At 29.2% G+C, this 18505-nt stretch carries 19 protein-coding genes; 8 read left to right on the top strand and 11 right to left on the bottom strand.

Going from position 1 to position 18505, the window contains the following annotated elements; translation table 11 throughout:
• A complete protein-coding gene (locus tag ACWCL1_RS06060; protein WP_454546013.1) occupies nt 1-975 on the top strand; it encodes a glycosyltransferase family 2 protein in 975 nt (324 codons plus the stop codon).
• Between the two features lie 47 nt (nt 976-1022).
• On the opposite strand, the gene ACWCL1_RS06055 is transcribed toward ACWCL1_RS06060, so the two are convergent.
• Together ACWCL1_RS06055 and ACWCL1_RS06050 are read right to left on the bottom strand one after the other, a co-directional pair.
• Nucleotides 1023-1535, bottom strand: coding sequence for a hypothetical protein (locus tag ACWCL1_RS06055; RefSeq protein ID WP_454546012.1), 513 nt, complete (start codon nt 1533-1535; stop codon nt 1023-1025).
• Nucleotides 1536-1591: 56 nt separating this feature from the next.
• Nucleotides 1592-1894: a hypothetical protein gene (locus ACWCL1_RS06050; protein ID WP_454546011.1), complete on the bottom strand. Its 303-nt coding sequence runs from the start codon at nt 1892-1894 to the stop codon at nt 1592-1594.
• Nucleotides 1895-2565: 671 nt separating this feature from the next.
• On the opposite strand from ACWCL1_RS06050, the gene ACWCL1_RS06045 reads away from it, so the two are divergent.
• From ACWCL1_RS06045 to ACWCL1_RS06030, 4 genes are read left to right on the top strand one after another with little or no spacing between them, the layout of a single operon-like run.
• Entirely contained in the window at nt 2566-3705 is a 1140-nt protein-coding gene (locus ACWCL1_RS06045) for a toxic anion resistance protein (RefSeq protein ID WP_454546010.1), read from the top strand.
• Between the two features lie 4 nt (nt 3706-3709).
• Nucleotides 3710-4861: a hypothetical protein gene (locus tag ACWCL1_RS06040; RefSeq protein WP_454546009.1), complete on the top strand. Its 1152-nt coding sequence runs from the start codon at nt 3710-3712 to the stop codon at nt 4859-4861.
• The gene (locus ACWCL1_RS06035) at nt 4861-5493 is read left to right on the top strand and encodes a hypothetical protein (protein WP_454546008.1); all 633 of its coding nucleotides are present in this window, start codon (nt 4861-4863) and stop codon (nt 5491-5493) included. Before ACWCL1_RS06040 ends, ACWCL1_RS06035 begins: the two co-directional genes overlap by 1 nt.
• Nucleotides 5477-6271, top strand: coding sequence for a 5-bromo-4-chloroindolyl phosphate hydrolysis family protein (locus ACWCL1_RS06030; protein ID WP_454546007.1), 795 nt, complete (start codon nt 5477-5479; stop codon nt 6269-6271). Before ACWCL1_RS06035 ends, ACWCL1_RS06030 begins: the two co-directional genes overlap by 17 nt.
• 290 nt (nt 6272-6561) lie before the next feature.
• Here ACWCL1_RS06030 and ACWCL1_RS06025 read toward each other — a convergent pair whose 3' ends face one another.
• The 6 genes from ACWCL1_RS06025 to ACWCL1_RS06000 all read right to left on the bottom strand — a co-directional run bounded on the left by ACWCL1_RS06025 (nt 6562) and on the right by ACWCL1_RS06000 (nt 13070).
• Nucleotides 6562-7086: a hypothetical protein gene (locus tag ACWCL1_RS06025; protein WP_454546006.1), complete on the bottom strand. Its 525-nt coding sequence runs from the start codon at nt 7084-7086 to the stop codon at nt 6562-6564.
• Nucleotides 7087-7984: 898 nt separating this feature from the next.
• A complete protein-coding gene (locus ACWCL1_RS06020; RefSeq protein ID WP_454546005.1) occupies nt 7985-9277 on the bottom strand; it encodes a hypothetical protein in 1293 nt (430 codons plus the stop codon).
• A gap of 2 nt (nt 9278-9279) precedes the next feature.
• Nucleotides 9280-10080 (bottom strand): hypothetical protein, encoded by an 801-nt coding sequence (locus ACWCL1_RS06015; protein WP_454546004.1) that lies wholly within the window; start codon nt 10078-10080, stop codon nt 9280-9282.
• A complete protein-coding gene (locus ACWCL1_RS06010) occupies nt 10037-10318 on the bottom strand; it encodes a hypothetical protein (protein WP_454546003.1) in 282 nt (93 codons plus the stop codon). The genes ACWCL1_RS06015 and ACWCL1_RS06010 overlap by 44 nt, the downstream gene beginning before the upstream one ends.
• A 73-nt stretch (nt 10319-10391) precedes the next feature.
• On the bottom strand, nt 10392-11360 hold the full coding sequence (locus ACWCL1_RS06005) for a hypothetical protein (protein WP_454546002.1): 969 nt from the start codon (nt 11358-11360) through the stop codon (nt 10392-10394).
• 69 nt (nt 11361-11429) lie between these two features.
• Complete coding sequence (locus ACWCL1_RS06000) at nt 11430-13070, bottom strand: SEC10/PgrA surface exclusion domain-containing protein (protein ID WP_454546001.1); 1641 nt, start codon at nt 13068-13070, stop codon at nt 11430-11432.
• Between the two features lie 198 nt (nt 13071-13268).
• Between ACWCL1_RS06000 and ACWCL1_RS05995 the strand changes: the two genes are divergently transcribed.
• Nucleotides 13269-13586: a helix-turn-helix domain-containing protein gene (locus ACWCL1_RS05995; protein WP_454546000.1), complete on the top strand. Its 318-nt coding sequence runs from the start codon at nt 13269-13271 to the stop codon at nt 13584-13586.
• A 31-nt stretch (nt 13587-13617) separates the two neighbouring features.
• Here the strand turns inward: ACWCL1_RS05995 and ACWCL1_RS05990 are convergent, their stop codons facing one another.
• From ACWCL1_RS05990 to ACWCL1_RS05980, 3 genes are all read right to left on the bottom strand, one after another.
• Nucleotides 13618-14835, bottom strand: a complete 1218-nt coding sequence (locus ACWCL1_RS05990; RefSeq protein WP_454545999.1) for a tyrosine-type recombinase/integrase — start codon at nt 14833-14835, stop codon at nt 13618-13620.
• Nucleotides 14836-14893: 58 nt separating this feature from the next.
• Nucleotides 14894-16366 carry a Rep family protein gene (locus tag ACWCL1_RS05985; RefSeq protein WP_454545998.1) on the bottom strand — a complete coding sequence of 491 codons (1473 nt, stop codon included), beginning with the start codon at nt 16364-16366 and terminating at the stop codon, nt 14894-14896.
• 618 nt (nt 16367-16984) lie between these two features.
• The gene (locus tag ACWCL1_RS05980; RefSeq protein ID WP_454545997.1) at nt 16985-17251 is read right to left on the bottom strand and encodes a metal-sensing transcriptional repressor; all 267 of its coding nucleotides are present in this window, start codon (nt 17249-17251) and stop codon (nt 16985-16987) included.
• 103 nt (nt 17252-17354) lie between these two features.
• Between ACWCL1_RS05980 and ACWCL1_RS05975 the strand changes: the two genes are divergently transcribed.
• Nucleotides 17355-17900, top strand: a complete 546-nt coding sequence (locus ACWCL1_RS05975; protein WP_454545996.1) for a YeeE/YedE thiosulfate transporter family protein — start codon at nt 17355-17357, stop codon at nt 17898-17900.
• Nucleotides 17897-18463, top strand: a complete 567-nt coding sequence (locus ACWCL1_RS05970) for a DUF6691 family protein (RefSeq protein ID WP_454545995.1) — start codon at nt 17897-17899, stop codon at nt 18461-18463. Before ACWCL1_RS05975 ends, ACWCL1_RS05970 begins: the two co-directional genes overlap by 4 nt.
• Nucleotides 18464-18505: the final 42 nt, after the last annotated feature.

Raw genomic sequence — 18505 nt, 5'->3', positions numbered from 1 at the left:
ATGTTACTTTCAATTATTGTTCCAATTTATAATACTGCGTCTTATTTGGAAAAATGCCTTCGTTCAATTCAAGTACAAACATTTACCAATTTTGAATGTTTGCTAATTGATGATGGTTCTGTTGATGATTCAGTCAAAATTGCACAATCAATGATCAAAAATGACCACCGTTTTAAACTATTTCAAAATAAGCATCATGGATTGGCTTACTCATTAAATCAAGCACTTAGTGAAGCTCAAGGCGATTATATTACATTTTGTGATAGTGATGACTATATTAGTTCAGATGCATATGCTCACTTGCTTCCTTTAATTGAAACACATCCTGATTTGATTATTAGTAATTTGTACTTCAACTATACTAATCAAAAAATTAATAATACTAACTATGACTTTTCGTCTGTACATTCACCGATGGCCATCATCAATGCATTTCCACAAATGTATCATCAAAAAATGATGTACTACAATGTGAATAAAATTTATGCTAAGCATGTTATCGATAATCTTCGTTTTCAGGATTTAACAGTTGGTTTAGATACTATTTTTAACTACCAAGTATTTGTGAACTGCCAACAAATTTTATTTAGTCCACATGCTTACTATTATTACTTACAACGTCCTGGTTCTTTAGTTAATCACTTTGATGAGAAGCGTTTAATGATTCGTGAAAAAGAAACTAATGCCCTATCAGACCTTTTAAGTCAGTGGCATTGTTCCTATACTTCCAGTCTCATTAATGAAGATTGGTTTAATACATTAGAAAACACTACTCGCAATGTGTACATGCCAACTAAAGACAATCAGTTTTTAAGTTCTCAAAAACGACTTTTTTATTTAAAACGCAATCTTAATGACTGCCTAAAAAATTTAAATATCAAACTATTAACTGCTAAGCAACTTGACTTCATTAATTTAATTGAAAGCTGTATTGATCACAATGATGATCAGAAGTTACTTCAAATGATGCGGTAAATCAAAAAGCTACAATCTTAAAATCAAGATTGTAGCTTTTTGATTTTTTAAAATGGGTTATAGATTTGGTAATTTAACTTATGTCCAATTTCATTCATTTTATTATTTAATTCTTTTTTCATCAATTTTACCGTTTTTTTATCAACTCTATTAGTTAAATTATATGATTTATCACAATAATAACTACTTCCATCAATAAATATAATAGTTTTTTTTATTTTTTTATCGTATGCATTCCAATAGCCACCATCTGATATTCTAAAATCAAAATGCTTAGTTGATAAAAACATTGTACTCTGCTTTGCCTTTAAGAAACCTTCATCTATATATTCAACTTTTACATTATTATTTCTTAAAACAGTAATATTTTTTTGAGGAAAACCATATGAAAAATACCAAGGATCAGATAAATAAGTAATCTTTTCGTCCAACGAATAGGTATGATTATAATCATATAATCGTTTCCCACCTAAAAATAATTCTATTGCAATCCCTAATAATATTAGACATAAAATAACTATAATTGTTGTTTTTATAAATTTATATATTTTCTTTATCATAACTGATTGAATAATAACTCGATTCTTTTTCGTGCACTTTACTTTGAACTAATACTTTAAAATAGATTATAAATTTGTAAATTCATTTTATGCCCTATCTCGTCTAACTTTGAACCTAATTCTTCGTTAATTTGATATGTTGTTTCTTTATCAACCAAATTCTTTGCCTCACCATATTGATCTGTATAGTAATATCTACCAGTCCCATATGCAATAACTTGTTTACTTTTTTTATCATGAATAGTTCCATACAAATAAGGTCCTTCATTTAACTCCAATTCAAAATTATAATTTTTTGTTGAAAAACATAAAGTATATCCATCAGGTTCTGGAAAGCTTTCAAAATCTTTTACTTTCATATTACTCTCTCTCAAAATTTTGAGGTTATTTTTAGGAAATCCATATTCACAGTAATCTGATAGATACTCTAATCGTTCATTTATAGAATATTTATGATTATAGTTATAAATACGTTTTTCACCCCAAAATGTTACAAATAAAAATATCAATAATATTATTATCATTAATATTTTTATAAATTTGCATATTTTCTTTATCATAACTAATTAAGTAACGACTCGCTCCTTTTCATGTGCTCCGATTTGAACTGATACTTTAAAAAGGATAATTCCACCCAAACCAAAGAAGATTAAGCAAATCAAATTTACTAGTTAACCCATATCAAACGACAAACCAATCAATACAAATCCTAAACATAATAAAAGAATCATCATTCATATAAAAATTGATTGTTTTGGTTCAATCTTATCTTTTTTTCATTTATAGTCAACACTCCATATACTATATTTTAATTAAATAACGATCGAAATATTAAATTATTCAATATTATACGTTTAAACATTTATTGATATTATAATACATTTTATTTTAGAATAAATATCTTTCTATTAATGGTTTTAAAAGAATTGAATTATTTTTTTAACTTCTTATCTGAAATTGAAATTTATGCTGAATTTAAGTTATAATTTCCCTAGTAATTTTCAATTAACATCATTAAGGGAGACTCACCATGGAAAAAGCAAAAGAAACACTAACAGTTACAGATGGCAAAAGTTTGCCAAATGAAATTGCAGTCAAGAATGAAGACTTACTCCAAATCAAATCAAAATTAACATCTGAACAACTTGTTCAGGCTCAAAACTATGCTATTACACTCCGAGACTCACGCCAAAATACCATTACTGATTATGGCAAAGAAGTCCAAGCCGAAATGTCGCAATTCACTGACCAAATTATTGGAAATGTCAAAAGCAAAGAAGTTGGTGAAATCGGCGATACGCTTCAAAGCTTAGTTACTAGTTTAAATAGTGCTGATCCTAAAAAACTTGCTGATGATAACAGACCTAAAATTTTCCGTTTATTCAAAAAAATTAAAGACTCTGTATTTGAAATGACTGCAAAATATCAAGAAATCAGTGTTCAAATTGAGAAAATTGCAACTAAACTTGAAAACCAAGAAAATAACTTGCTTAAAAACAACGATATTCTTGATGAGATGTATATTGCTAACCAAAAATATTTTCAGCAATTAAACACGTTAATCGTTGGAGGTCAAATTCGTCAAGAAGAATTAAATAAAGAAATTATTGATCTTCAAGCAAGCATTAACAATGGTAATGCTGATCAAATGGATACACAAAAGTTTCAAGATATACAAGCTCAAGCAGATCGGTTAAACCATCGTTTATCTGATTTGATGCTTACACGTGAAATCACGATTCAACAAGCGCCTCAAATTCGCTTAATTCAAAATAATAACTCTATTTTAAGCGAAAAAATTCAGTCATCAATCACAACTGCCATCCCATTATGGAAGAATCAAGTAGCAATCTCAATTTCATTATTAAGTCAAAAAGATGCTATTAAGGCTCAAGATGCAGTTGTTAACACTACAAATGAGTTATTGAAAAAAAATAGTGAAATGTTGCATGAATCAGCCATCGATGTGGCCAAAGCATCACAACGAGGATTTGTTGATGTCGAAACACTTAAGGAAACTCAAGATAATTTAATTTCAACAATTCAAGAAGTCATGCAAATTCAAACTGAGGGTACTAAGGAACGGCAAGTTATTGAAAGCCAATTAGCTCAAATGGAAAAACATCTAAAAACTACCTTGATTCCAATAGACTCAAAGGAGAAAAAATAAGCACATGAAAAGAAAATATCAAAATGTCGTCAATTATAAAGAAAACGATATAATAGACGTTGCTCTTGGAGTTTCTATTTTCATTTTTATTATGGGACTTGCATCATTGTTAGTGACTATCAATCTAGGAAAATTAGATTTCTCTCAAAGTTGGTATCGTAGATGTATTATCGCAATTGCGATGATCATGATTTTCTTTATTATTTGGGAATTAGGTATTTCCTATAAAAACTCTAAACAAAATAATATAGCATTTGCAATTGATAGTAATGAACAAGGAATTTGGATCAACTCAAAATGGAAACGTCGAATGATATATGTTCCGTTTTCATTTATCAATGCATCTTATAATAGCGGAATTGTCACTTTCAATTATGAAAAAGCGTTTTATTATAACAAAAGATCCCAACTCCGCTTATATTCTTTAGGGAAAGAACAATTTAGAATTACTTCGATCAATAAAAATCAATTTGATAAATTTTCTTCACATTTTAATCGCTTAGTAGGCACTGATAAGAAAATCAAATTCCAAAAAAATAATAAAGAAATGCTCTTTGTCCGAGAAGCAACTTGCTTTATCCTTTTTTTCCTTGGTTTAATTTTTACAGTTGGTTGTAATAAACATAATTTTAGTAAAAATATGACTAGTTCAATAAATTCAAAATATGTAAAAAAAGAAAAGCTACGTTTTAATCATGAATATTCGACTTCAAAATTTAATTTCACTATTAATAAAGGTTATCGTGCTAGATCATCACAAGGAAAACCAGTTGTGATTTTCAATATCTCATTAACCGCCAAAGATAATTTTATTTCATTCGAAAATGGGGACCTTTATATTACTACTGATAAAAATATTTTTAATGATGGTCAAGACTACGCAGAGAATCCATTAGATTCAAGTTCAATCTTAATTGATGGTAAATCAACTCCTGTAATTAATCAATTAAACAGTGATTCTGGATATGGCGATCCATCATCAGCCGAAGATAAAAAATTAACATATAATGTTGTTTTTGAACTTCAAAGTTTAAGAAAAACAAATTATTTTATCTATAATGACTTTTACTTAAACAAAACTCCTGATTCAAAAGAAGAAAGTGTGCCATCATACGTTTTAAACTTCAACCCTCAAAAATTGGAGGTTCTTAAATAATGAAAAAAATACTCTTTATTTTTTCAGCATTAATCACAATGTTATTTTTTACAGAAACTGTTGGACCCATTAGTTCTGCTAGTAGTCCAGATCAAATAAGTAAACATAGTAAAAATAATTTTTATGCATTTCATCCAGTCAATAAAACTATTACTGATGAAAATAGCATTAAATATACGGTCCTTGGTTATCAATATCTTAAAGACCCAATTCCACCAAATCATCAAGCACGTTTCCTTTTAATTAAATGTCAAATTAATACTGATGATTTAGACCCTGACATGTCACCAAGTCTTTATAACGATTTTGCAAAAGTCTATGATAACCATGTTAAAGCAATGAACGCAAGCAATATATTATCAGAAAAACGGATGAAACGTTCACCATTTAAACCTACTTATGACGACAATACCTATATTACTGCAAAGCCAAATAAAACATATAAATTTAACATTTGTGTGGTCGTATATCCATATGATGATATTGAACTTCAACTTCATTCTGAATATGATCATAAACAGCAAACAATTGCTATCCATAAAGTGAAGAGTTCGAATGGAATTACAATGAACGATAAAGACTCACTAAAAGACTATAATAAGGAGAACAAAACAAATGCGTCAAATAATTGATAATTTTCGACCAGTCCGATTAAGTATTGCTCTGGTATTAATGATCTTTTCTTTTCTTAACGGAGGAAACGGAAGCATTTACCAAATTTATACGACAGCTCTTTTAGGAAGTTTATTCTTCTTTAGTATTTTCAAATCATACTTTATAGTCGCACCAACACTGACAATCGTTAGCTCATTGATTGCTTTCAAAGGGTCTTTAGACTCAAATCTAGGGGATGACTATCTAGTACTTGATTTAATAATGCTCTTCTTAGTATTAATTGTTGGTTTAATCTTAATGGGACTTAATCGTATTAGACTACTTTACGCTTTACAAAAATATCCTGAAATCAGTAATAGTCTTTCAGATGACAAGCTTTACTTTAATGATAAAAAGCTTCGGGAATCTAAACTCCCTGCCAGTGACTTAGCATTTTTCAAGTCTAAAATGAGAAAGTACTATAAAGATTATCGTTATCTTCAATCTGTTAAAAGTATAATGGATTCTCAAATTGATTCATATGATACAGATCTGGCAATTATTCATGCTATTTTTAATGAACTAGTAGCCTCACCTCGAATGTTATTAAAAATGGATAGTTTCTTATATTCCCATTTAAAAGACTACGTTGACAAAGTTAAAGCAATTATAGCATTAGAGAATAACATCATTAAATCAGATGAAGATCTTGAGCTAATTGAAAAAGCAAAAAAAGATTTGGCTAAACTTTCACGTCAATTTCGCAACGACTTTATTCAAGTAACTGAAGATGAACGGAATGCATTAAAAAAATAAAATTAATTTCTAGTTTAAATTTGAGATTTTCTCATACTAAAAGAACTCCCTTTTGAATTAATAGTTTCAAAAAGGAGTTCTTTTTAGCTATACATTTTCTATTTAGCTTCTTCATTTATTTTAGAATAAAAAATCCTAACTAATTTTATGCCAAGTTTTGACATAATAGCAAAATTGCGTCGAATTAAATATTCTATATCTTAGTTTATTTTGTGTGAAAATCTTTAAAAAATAAGTTTTTTCAAACTCATCCAATAAAATTTTATGCAATGTTCTCATATTTTTAATTGCTATCTTTTTCTGGCTTCTTTTTTCACTCGATTAATTACCATTTGGAGTTCTTTTTGACTATCTTTTTTTATGTAAAATAAGTTTACAGTTAAAGAATAATGATTACCTAATTGACTATTAAAAATACTTTTACGGGGTCTCTTAGTTTTTACTCTAAGGAATCTTAATTTAGAATCAATCAATCTATTGGGGTTTGTAGAAGCTCTATATTCTAGCAAATCAATATCTTTAATATCATCAAAAGCAATCATTTCTGTTTCTGGCCCCCATAATTTAGGATTAGAAATTATAATAATTCGGCGATCAAAACAAATTTCAACAACATGATGACTCAGAGTCCAGCGAAATTCTTTAACAAACATGATTAACATAACTGAAATAAACAATGTACATATTATTAAATAAGTCTCAGTCGTTTGTGTAATGATACCCCAAAGCATAAACCCTTCTAAAAATACAAGCATAAAAATACAAGCACCCCAAGCAATCTTTGATTGTTGATCTACATATTTGCTATTTTTCAATAAAAATTCTCCTTAAAAATAAAATACTCTTAAGAGGTTATCACTTTTAAGAGACGATACTATTTAAAATAATGATAGCCTATTAGAAATCATATACAATTCATCCGATCTCATTGCTAAACATTATAATATAAAAACCTAACTATTAGCTAACAATATATTATAACATAATGTAGGACTATTATTAGCTTTTTTTGTATCTTAGAGGTGATTATATATTTTGTTGAAGAATATTTGATGATACTACTAAAATGTCAAAAAAATTAACTGATATGCAAAAGAAATATTCAGTTTCGCATCCTAAATACAATACCAATTTCAAGCGCCACGAAAGTGACAAAATCGCAATTTGTTAAATTATATTTCTAATATAAGAATACTAAAAAAGCTCCTGTTGATTTCTCAACAAGAGCTACTCTTTTATTTAGTTTTTTGGCATCATTTTGGCATTTTTTAATCAATATCAGCTATAATTTCGCCTAATGATCAAAATCACAGTGAATGCCTACTTTACCTAACCTTAGTAAATCAACGTTTTACTTTTTAGTGATACCCGCAACTATTCGTATTCAACTATATAAATTTACTTGGATCTAATAACGACCTAGATTTGAAACTTCTTGGCATCATTTTAGAATTTTTAACCTAACTGACTAGACAGGCGCAGTTAGGTCGGAAACCATATGGTTTTATATTAACTTCTTATTGCAAAACATTATTGCACCACTACTTGTCGGATGCGGAACAACGTTATTTACGTGGTAGATTAACAAGTGATAACGATTTGCTATCAATCACGCGTATATAAGTAGTCGTATGGTAAACTCAGAAACTTGCTAAACGTATTCTTTATAAAATTATATAACTTTGTAATATTTTTAATTATTAGATTCAACAATTACTCTATAGAACTTGAAGTTATGCAAAGTGCAGCGACCTCTTTTATTAACGGAATTTCATAATTAAGTGATCTAACATGTTTGTATTCTTGTGGTTGATAGCTGTTCTTATCATTTTGTTTATTATGTACTAGAGCATTTCTGACTTTATATATTCTATTCGCCATTGAATTATACACTTTATCCTTATCTACAGAATTTATATCAAAAAATATAGAATTATCGCTTTCGTTTAAAAAAACAGGCCTTTTTTCTATATCATTATAAAAATCACATCTGTCTTCTAACTTATAAGATAATTTATCTAAATCTACATAATCTTTTAATACTCTTTTTAACATTTGACGTTCGTTTTCTTTATTTTTAAGGAATTTCTTCATAACTCCCTCCAATGCACTCAAATCAACTTTGTTTTCCAAGGAAAAATCTACTGCATAAAGTTTCTGTTCTAATTCTTCACGTAAATCGTCGTTATACGCTTTTCCAAAAAAGTATTCAATAACCTGGTAATACTCAATAAATTTAGTAAATGGATTACTTGATGCATTGGCTTCTCCAAACATTTTAATTAAATCTACATTATAAGATTTTAAAGGAGGTGCTACTTTAATTTCCTTATCACAACTAGAAGATGGTCTTATTTTCCCATTTAGCCTATCTTCCTCCACAATTCTATACTGTTTTCCTAAATCTAGTAATTTAAAATAATACGTCATCAAAAGATTTTTTCTAGTTTCAATATCTGTGTATTTCTCCTGTAATAACTTTGATTTTAATACTAAATATCTCCCTCTAACACAAAAAAAATCTTTCAATTCATCATTTTGCGATTTGTTTTTAAATTCATCCCAATTAATTTCCAAATACATCATTCTTGGTCTAAAAATGGGCTGTTCCATTTCATTTAGAATTTTTAAATAAACTTCAAGAGGGACGGTTTCAATTGAATATTCAAATTTATTATTCTCTGTTTTATACTCATCAAATCCATGACTGAGACTGAATCTATCGCTAGCCTCAATTAACAGATATAAAACTTTATTATCATAAATAAAAAAGCTATCTTCTTTTTCTACTAATGATAATTTTTCATCAAAAAATTCTTTTAACTGTTTAATCTTATACTCTTTTTTTATTTTTCCACAATTTTCTTTTTCTGCCTCTATACTCAATTTATCATCATCGTCAAGTTCATCAACTCTCTTATTACCTACTATACCCCATCCATGTCTATTATTTCTCAAAAAGGTTCGTAAAATATATTTAAATACATCTTCTTTTAAAAATTCCATTTTTAATCTTCTCCTATCTTTGTATTCATTATTTTTCTGCAATACTCCCTATCATCAAACTTTTTAATATTACCGAAGTAATCTTTATCACCAAAAACATCTTCAACAAATTCATTTGATGTTTTCTTATAGATTGTTTCGGTAGGTTTCATCTCTGTAAATGAAAAGTCACCTTTTAGATTTAATTGCCCCAATGATTTAATAACTTTAGGATAAAAGGCCATATTTTTATCGCTTTTTGATTGAACACCTATATTTTGTAATAAAGTATGTCCCTCATCATCTTTACTATTTTTTATAATCAAATTTTTAAATTCGCCTGTTTTCTTGTTTCTAATTAGCGGAATAAAACTTTCTTCAGAATCTCCAATAACTAAATATAAATCATTAACTCCTTTACTATTATGGACTGGACCCAAATACATATCATTTGAAAGTCCTTGAGAATTAACACCGTTATCAGATTTAAGCTTTTCATATCTTGTAACTTTGCTGTCATCAACTTTGCGAACAAATGCAGGATAATGATACTTTAAAATAATATTTTCTATATCTAAGTTACTTATGTGAAAATCCTTATCTATTTTACTGAACATATCCTCAGCTAAATCCTTACAATTTTTCTTTATGAAATAATCACCTTTATCTAGCTTAATTAAATTTTCATTATTCTCGATATTTTTATTTTTAAGTTTTCTATCGATTTTAATGATTTGTTTTGCTTTTATAACAGTATCAACTATAAATTTTTCTCTATTCTTACCTTGGGGGAGCAACAAAAACGAGATAGGTTTCCTCATCATCTAATCCACTCTTAGGCTTTTCACCGTTATTATCATAATAAAATTTATTAATAAAATTATGTGCATGGCAAAAAGAATACATCCAATTTTTATACCAAATAAATGGATCTTGATTTGAAGCAGAATATCCTTTCTCCCTAGCCGGGTCAGTATAAAAACTATAATTTACTCCACTATTTTTATCCTTTACGTAATGTTCTTCTCTTTTAGGATGACCTATAACAGCGTATGTTGTCATAACCTTTTCTCCTTTAACTCAAAAAAGCCTTAATAAATTAAGACTTCTTATTTTTTTATTATTATAGCATTTTTTATTCGTGACGTTTACGCTTTGCTAAACCTAATGTAGCCAATACATCTGCCACTACTAATGAGATTTCTCCCCAAAGTGTTGCCTTTGAGTTATCATCACCCATTTGTGGCATTGTATTTTGTTTAGCTTTTTTCTTAACACTACTTTGTGGTGCTTCACTTGTGAAGTAAATTACATTTGAGTTTTTATCACTCTTCACTGTTGTAGCTTGTGCTGCTTTTACTTCACTTACTGTATCTGCATATACTGTATTGCTTGCCTTTACCGTATTATTTTCACTTACTGTTGAACTTACAGTATTGACAGCAGGCATTGTCACTGTACTAGAAGTGTTTTGGTGTGAACTACTTAAAACTACTTTATTACCCATTTCGGCTGTCGTATGTGGGTGTTTGATCCATTGTACATCTACTGTTGTTACAGTCTTTTCATCATTCTTCAAAATTGTTTCAAGTTCGTTCAACTTGTTTTGAGCATCAATATAAGCTTGTTGTGCCTTAGCTAAGGTATCACTATCAGCGTTCATTTGACTTTGAGCATCATTCAAAGCTTTCACTGCGTTGTTATATGCATCTTGTGCTTCTTGCAAAGCTTTATCCGCATTAGCATATTCATTACCAAGTTCTTGAAGTTGTTGTAACTTAGCTTGATCATTAGCTAATTGTTGTTTCAATTGATTGAGTTTAGCAACTGAGTCATTGTAAGTCTTAGTTGCTTGATCAAGAGTAGCTTGCTTATTAGCTAAATCTTGGTTAGCACTATCTAAAGTTGCTTTTGTTGAATTGACTTTATCTTGTGCCTTTTGCAAGTAAGCTTGAGGATCAGATAATGCTTGTTGTAATTCAGTAAGTTTATCTTGATCTTGAGATAATTTTTCTTGATCCATAGCCAAAGTATTTTGTAATTGATTTAATTTAGCTTGATCTTCAGATAATTTCTTTTGATCTTGTTCAAGTTTTTGTTGCAATGCAGTTGGAGTATCATTTTTGATTTGTTCCTTATCTGCAGCAATTTGATTTTGAAGATCTTGAATTGTTTATTTATCTTGTTCAACTTGTTGTTTTTGTTGGTTAAGTTGATTTTCCAAGTTATTCTTTTGTTGTAATGCAGATACATTAGGTAAGTTAATGTTTTGATCTTCAAAGTTTGTTGTATTTTGCAATTGATAACTTTGATCTACATTTTCATAATGTAAGTTACCATATTTATCCCAAGAAATACCCATTAGTGTATTTGACATACCATTAGGTTCATCATAGAACACATTATCAAAGTGAGCTTTATCACTCATAAAGTTTAAGATACCTTTTACAACTGCAACTTTTAAGTCATATATTGTACTACCTGAGTATTGATCCCAGTTGCTTGTTAAGTCTTCATAGTAATTACCGTTTCCAGTTTCATCATATACAAGACCTTGAGCTTTAGCTGCGTTGTTAATGATTTGAGTAGCATGACCAAAATCATGACTATCATAGTAGTTACTACTATCAATTTCATCAGCAATTTGATTTGCCATATCAATCATATTCCAATTTGGTTTAACCGAGGTCTTTCCAATTTGTGTACGAACATCATTAACTACACTAGCAGCAAATTCATTGATTTCTTGTTGTTGATCCTTTGTTAAGTTGGTTGGATCAATTTTAACGTTATCTGCTGTTGTATGCTGAATTGAATTAATTAAATTTTCTTGATACTTATCTTGTTGATCCCAAATATCTTGAGCAGTTGATCCAGATGGAACTTTAGTCATATCAGAAGATAAGTAATCTTTAAGAGCTTGTCCCATATCAGCATGAACTGTGTTTGATAATTGATCATTTACCTTATCGATTTGACCTTGAGTATCATTAACCTTATTTTGATCATTTTGTTGTGTTTGTTGCGCTTGATCTAACTTGTTTTGATCTTGATCCAACTTAGCTTGATCATCTTTGACCTTTTGACTAGCATTATCAATATTTTGTTGATCTTGAGTAATATTAGCTTGATCATTCTTAATATCGTTTTGAGTATTGCTAATATCTTGTTTATCTTGATCAACTTGAGATTGATCTTTATTTACTTGATTTTGTTGGTTGTTAATTGCTTGTTGAGCATTGTTTACATCATTTTGTGCTTGTTGTTGATCTTTAACTGCTTGATCATAGTTGTCTTGAGCAGTTTGTTGATTTTGTTTTGCTTGATCAACGTCTGATTGAGCGTTATCCATATTTTCCTTATTTTGATCAACAACTTGTTCTTGTGAACTAATTGAAGATTGATCTTGGTTGATCTTATCTTGTGTTGAAGATTGATCTTGCTTGTTTTGTTCAATATTATCAGGAGTTGCTTGATCTTTATTGCTTTGTGCTTTATCTAAAGCGTCTTTGGCACTATCAACATTGTTTTGTGCATCATTGACTTTGTCCTTGTTAGCATTAACAGTGCTTTGTGCTTGATCCATTTCATTTTTTGTTTGATCGACAACTTTTTGTTGATCTTGAATAGCTTGTTTATCTTTTTCAATCTTATCTTGACTTACTTCTGTCTTTGTCGTTGTTGTTGTGATCTTTGTTTGATCCCCAATTTCTTCTTTTGTTACGGTTACAGTATCCGCATTTACACTTGTTGCCATTCCAGTAGCTACTGTTGCAGCTCCTAAAGCAATTGCTGTTAGAGTTTTCTTTTTCATCTCTAACCCACTCTCCTTTATATGTATAAATAATCCTGCTTACTTATTTAAGCGTTTAATTAAAGACTTTTTCAACTTTACATTAATATCTCATCACAAAACGCGTATTTTTCTACATGTTTATTATACATTTTAATATTTTCTATTCTATGTTAACTATTAATCAATTCTTGTAACCTTATTTATAGAGGTGCTATTATGAACTTAAAACAAATTGGAATTAGAGTTCGAAAAAGACGTAAGGAATTACATATTACTATTGAAAAATTAGCAGAACTTTCTGAAATTTCTGTAAGTTCTATCTCTTTATTAGAACGTGGTAGATTAACAGATATTCACTTTAATAATTTATGTAATATTGCCAATGCCCTTGAAGTTGATTTATTCTATCTAATTTCAAATAATGATAATACCAGTCTAGAGCTCAGAAAATTAAATAACGTCATTTCTAAATATTCAAAAGAAAAACAACACGATATTATTCAGGCTATTTTATGTTTACTTAATACAAAATAATCCCCAATCAGAAATTCTGACTGGGGATCTTTTAACTTACTTTTACATTTTGATTGCCTGTAAACTTAACCTGCTTCTCTTTTGCTGTTTTTACCTGAATTCCCTTATCTAACTGCTGAGCTAGTAATTCATCACTTCCTGTCCACATATGCGCATAATGCTTCAATGTAATGTCTGGACTTGAATGCCCTAACCTTTTACTAATTATCAAAATATTTGCGTGAATTTCATTAATTAGATAACTGACATGAGAATGTCGTAATCCTTTCCCATTAATTTCAGGTACTCCTGCTAACTTTGCATACCTTTTAATTATACGATTCACGGTTGATCGTGGTACTGGATCCTCCTTATATGAAAGTATGAATTCTGTCTGGCAATGTTCTTCTTCTTGTTCTTTCTTCCATTCTTTCAAATACTTAATCGTTGTCTTATCTAACTTTATCACTCTTTGTCCACTTTGCGTCTTTGTATATGGCTTTATCTGATAATTATGCTTATTCTTAAAATCTAACGTATGATATATCTTGACAGTTTCATTCTTGAAATCAATATCTTTCCATTGTAATGCTAGTCCTTCACTCACACGCACTCCTGTCATATAATAAAACCAAATCAACATAAACTCATACTTTGAATAGTAATCATTTAAATTTATTTGTCCTATCACTTTTTCAAAATCATTCTTGGTCCACACCTCTGAATGTGTTTTCCCCTTATTCACGGCTTTTGTCTGCATGGCTACATTCTTTTGTAATAACTCCATGCGTACTGCATATCCTAATGACTGCCGAAAACCACTATATATTAAACTTGCATAATTTTGTGAAAAACCACTTTTCCCTAATAACCATGTTCTAAACTTTTCACAATCCCGTGTTTTGATATCTTCCAATTTTTGCTTTCCAAAAAAATTTATGGCTTTTCTAAATGCATTAATATGTGAATTATATGTGCTTTCTTCTACATTGGCTTTATAATATGGAAGAAAATTCTGTTCCATAAACATCTTATATGTTAAACAATAATTTGCCTTTCCTATCTTCGCCTTATATTCTTGACGCACTCGTTCACGTTCTTCATATGCCTCTTTTATACTTTCAAATGGTTTTCCATTTCGATTATATCGACTTTTCTTAGAATGATTTTTTCCTTGCTTGTCTTTCCCTAAATTAATTTGATAAAACGGACATCCTTTAACGTCAAGATAAACGCCTGTATAACGCGTTTTTTGAACTGTTTTTGCCATTAATAACACCTCTTTTTCATCTTATCAACACGAACATAAGTTTGCAACAATAACAATTTTATTCTTCAAATAATTGATCAAGATCTATATTATCTAAAATTCCTTTTTTATCATCTTCATCACGTTCCTTATCACCATTAGTCTTATCACCAGAAACATTATCATCTTTACTATCTGGAAATACGCCTTTAGGTAATGATACTTTTTCAAAAGATATCGTTCCGTCATCTCCTTTTGACATATAAATTTTTGGTTCTTCATAACCTGTTACTTCTGTTGAATCTGTGTCATATTCTGGCAAATCTCTAGCTTTCTTATTAAAGTTGTTTTTTAATAATTGATCAGTGGCGTGGTAAAAATCTTCGATTGATTTTCCAATTAAATTATCAATACTATCTATAGGTGTAATTTTTTCTTTAATGTTCCAATTCGACCCTATCGTATTCGCTCTTATATGTTCGACCTTTATTTTATCTTTTTCAAAATGAACAATCATGTTAATTCGACGTGCTAATTGATCATAAGTATCTTCTCCACATAATCCCATTTGTTTATAAAATTCCACCGGATTATATGGACACGTAACAATATATAGCTCTCCTTGTAATTCTTTATTATGATAACGTGAACTAACACTTACTTCTACTTTGTACGGATCAAGCATTTTTAATAACTCATTATAATCCATCACACTTACTCGAAAATCATCAATTAAAATTCCATGTTCATTACTATAATTTTCAAAAATATCACGATTACCGCCAGTTTCAAAAAATTTGTTACCATATTTATTTTTTAGAATATGGTTTGCTTCACTTGTCTTTCCCGTGCCTGCATTACCATAAAACCATAATACATATTTTTTATGTTTCTTTTGTTTCCATTGATAATTACTATCTAAATTTTTGGATTCCTCTATTTTATCCAAAAACTGAATTTTCTTTGCTGTTAATAATGAATCAACTTTTCGCATCTCATGAACAGTTTCTTCTCGTCCTATTTCATCATCTGCAAATTGTTTCAATATTTTATCAATTTGCTCTCCTTTAGATTCTTTTGACTGCTTTTGTTCTGATCTTGAGTTCTTTAATTCAATCTTTTTGAGGTGTTTACAATAATCAAAATTAGCCGTTACTTTTTCTGGATCATACTGATGTTTACCTTCTTTTTTTGCATTCTTAGTCTTATGTGTTAAGTATGCTAAAACATTATCTTCGCATTGTTTTACTGATTTTCCTCTCTTAGTCATAATCTCAAATTGAGCTTGATTAGGTTCATTTAAGTCTTTAGCTAATTTAGTAATTGAAACCTTATTATCAAATCTGAATACTACATGAACATGTGGCTTTGCCTCCTTATCCTTGTCATGAGTAATAACTGCATATCGTTTTACGTAATCTAGATTCTTAATTCTTCTTATTAACGCCTCCTTACTTTCAAATGGTAATTTATCACATTGTTGAACGTACATAATGACCTTTGATGATGCGTACTTTTTAGATTTATTGGATTTATTGGATTTTTTTGCCATATATATTGACCTCCCTTAAATTTTTTGTCATTATACATAATTTTGAAATTGCAAATTTGAACTTAAAATGGACTTTTAGAGATTTAACGAATTTTTTATTCATTTATTCCCTACATTTTTCATAGATGTGTTATCATTTATCACTAAAATGATTTACTTAATAAGGACTTTAAGTATTTATTTAATTTAATTAAGTTTTTCATATTTTTTTACCCCTTGAAACCTTACCAGTCTTTTATTCTTATTAAATTTTTTTATTCATCGCTATTTGAAAACAAGCCCTTCAAATAGTGATGTAGAGGCATTCTTCTTTCATTTTTTTATTCATTTTAAAAAATAAACTTTCCTTTTGCAAACGCTTGCATAAAACGCCAACATCAATTATAATTAATATTGTTGATACAGATGAACTGCTTTTCAGGGGTGAAAACTTCGTTTTGTATCACGAAAATATATTTACTTTTACATATATTTCAATTAACTACCTAACTTACATAGAAAAAGATTTGTTAAACTTGTGGGCGGTCTTTAACAAATCTTTTTTATTGCAAAGAAACGGTCACCATAATTTTTCCAAAAATTATTTGGTGACCGTTCTTTGCTAACGAATATAAAAATTTATTTTTTTACTATCATGTCAATTGCATCTGACAACTTTTTTTGTTGTACTTGATCATCCTTTTCTGGATGCTCAACTATATTCTTTAAATTTTCAGTCATTACTACTCCCATTAAATTATTCATGGCTGACCTAACAGCCGTCATTTGATTTATCACTGATTTACAATCCGCTTCTCCATCAGAAATCATCCTTTGAATTCCCCTAACTTGTCCTTCGATACGCTTCAATCTATTAATTAAATTAGTAGTATTGCAATTATTCATTTCTATGACCTCCTACTTCATAATATCATTCTTTCCCTTTACATACCATACGGGGTATGGTATAAAATAAATACTAATTATTTTATCAAAGGAGACTAACGTTGTGTCAAAAAATATATTTAAATCTATAGTTATTCTAGGGCTATCTTTTGTACTTGCTATACTTTTAGTTAAACCTATCGGTGTATCAACTGAATATTCAACAACTGCTGGGATCATTGAGAAAATATTCGATCCTACTATCGTTTCAAAGAAAAAAGATAGTAAAATTCAAACTAATAATAAGTACTATAAAGATAACCCTAAAATTGCAGAGAATATTGAACATCCTCTCTCTTATAGCATGTTATTTGTAGCATCCATTCCATTTGGCGCACTTTTAGCTTCGCTAATTTTCAAAAAGAAAAATCAATTATTGACTAAAGAAAAAAATAATCGTATCTTGAACAATCCTTTAATACTGTTTCTAGGAGGATTTCTCCTGCTTTTTGGAGCCCGATGGGCTGGAGGATGTACAAGTGGTCATATGATGAGTGGTATTATGCAGTCTAGTATCAGTGGTGTAGTTTTCGCACTATCCGTTTTCTTTACTGGAATAATAACCGCCATTTTAACATTTAAATTTGCTAGAAAGGATAATAAAAAGTGATATTATTAGCAATTCCACTAGGTATGTTTTTTGGATTTTCTTTATACTACGTAGGAGCAACAAATTCTTCAAAAATAATTGATATGCTTCGTCTAAAAGACCTATCACTAGCTAAAATTATTTTAGGAGCGATTGGTGTAGGAAGTTTAACTATTGGTGTTATCGGGTTACTAAATCTTTTCCCTACCTCTCATTTTGAAATTAAACCCCTAAATATTGGAGTTTTACTAGGAGGATTGGTTTTCGGAATCGGTTTTGGACTCGTTGGTTCTTGCCCAGGAACAGCTATGGCATCATTATTCACTAATTTCAAACACGCCATTTGGGTTATTTTAGGTGGTATTACTGGTGCATTAACATTTTCAAATTCATACAGTTACATGAAAGAATTAGGACTTGTAAGCAAGTTTAACTTTGGAAAATTAACACTATTTGATATATCATCTAAAAGTTTCTCTCTCTCTCATTTAGGAATTTCTGGATTAATCATTTGGGGAGCAATTCTCATAATTATAGCTATTATAATTCCTAAAACCTTATCCCAAATAAAAAACAAGAATTAATATATATATTAAAAACGGTCATCTTAATTTCCAAAAATTATT

Source organism: Ligilactobacillus sp. LYQ135 (assembly GCF_053711055.1).
The sequence above is the reverse complement of the archived record's forward strand: the minus strand, read 5'-3'. Positions and strand labels throughout refer to the sequence as shown.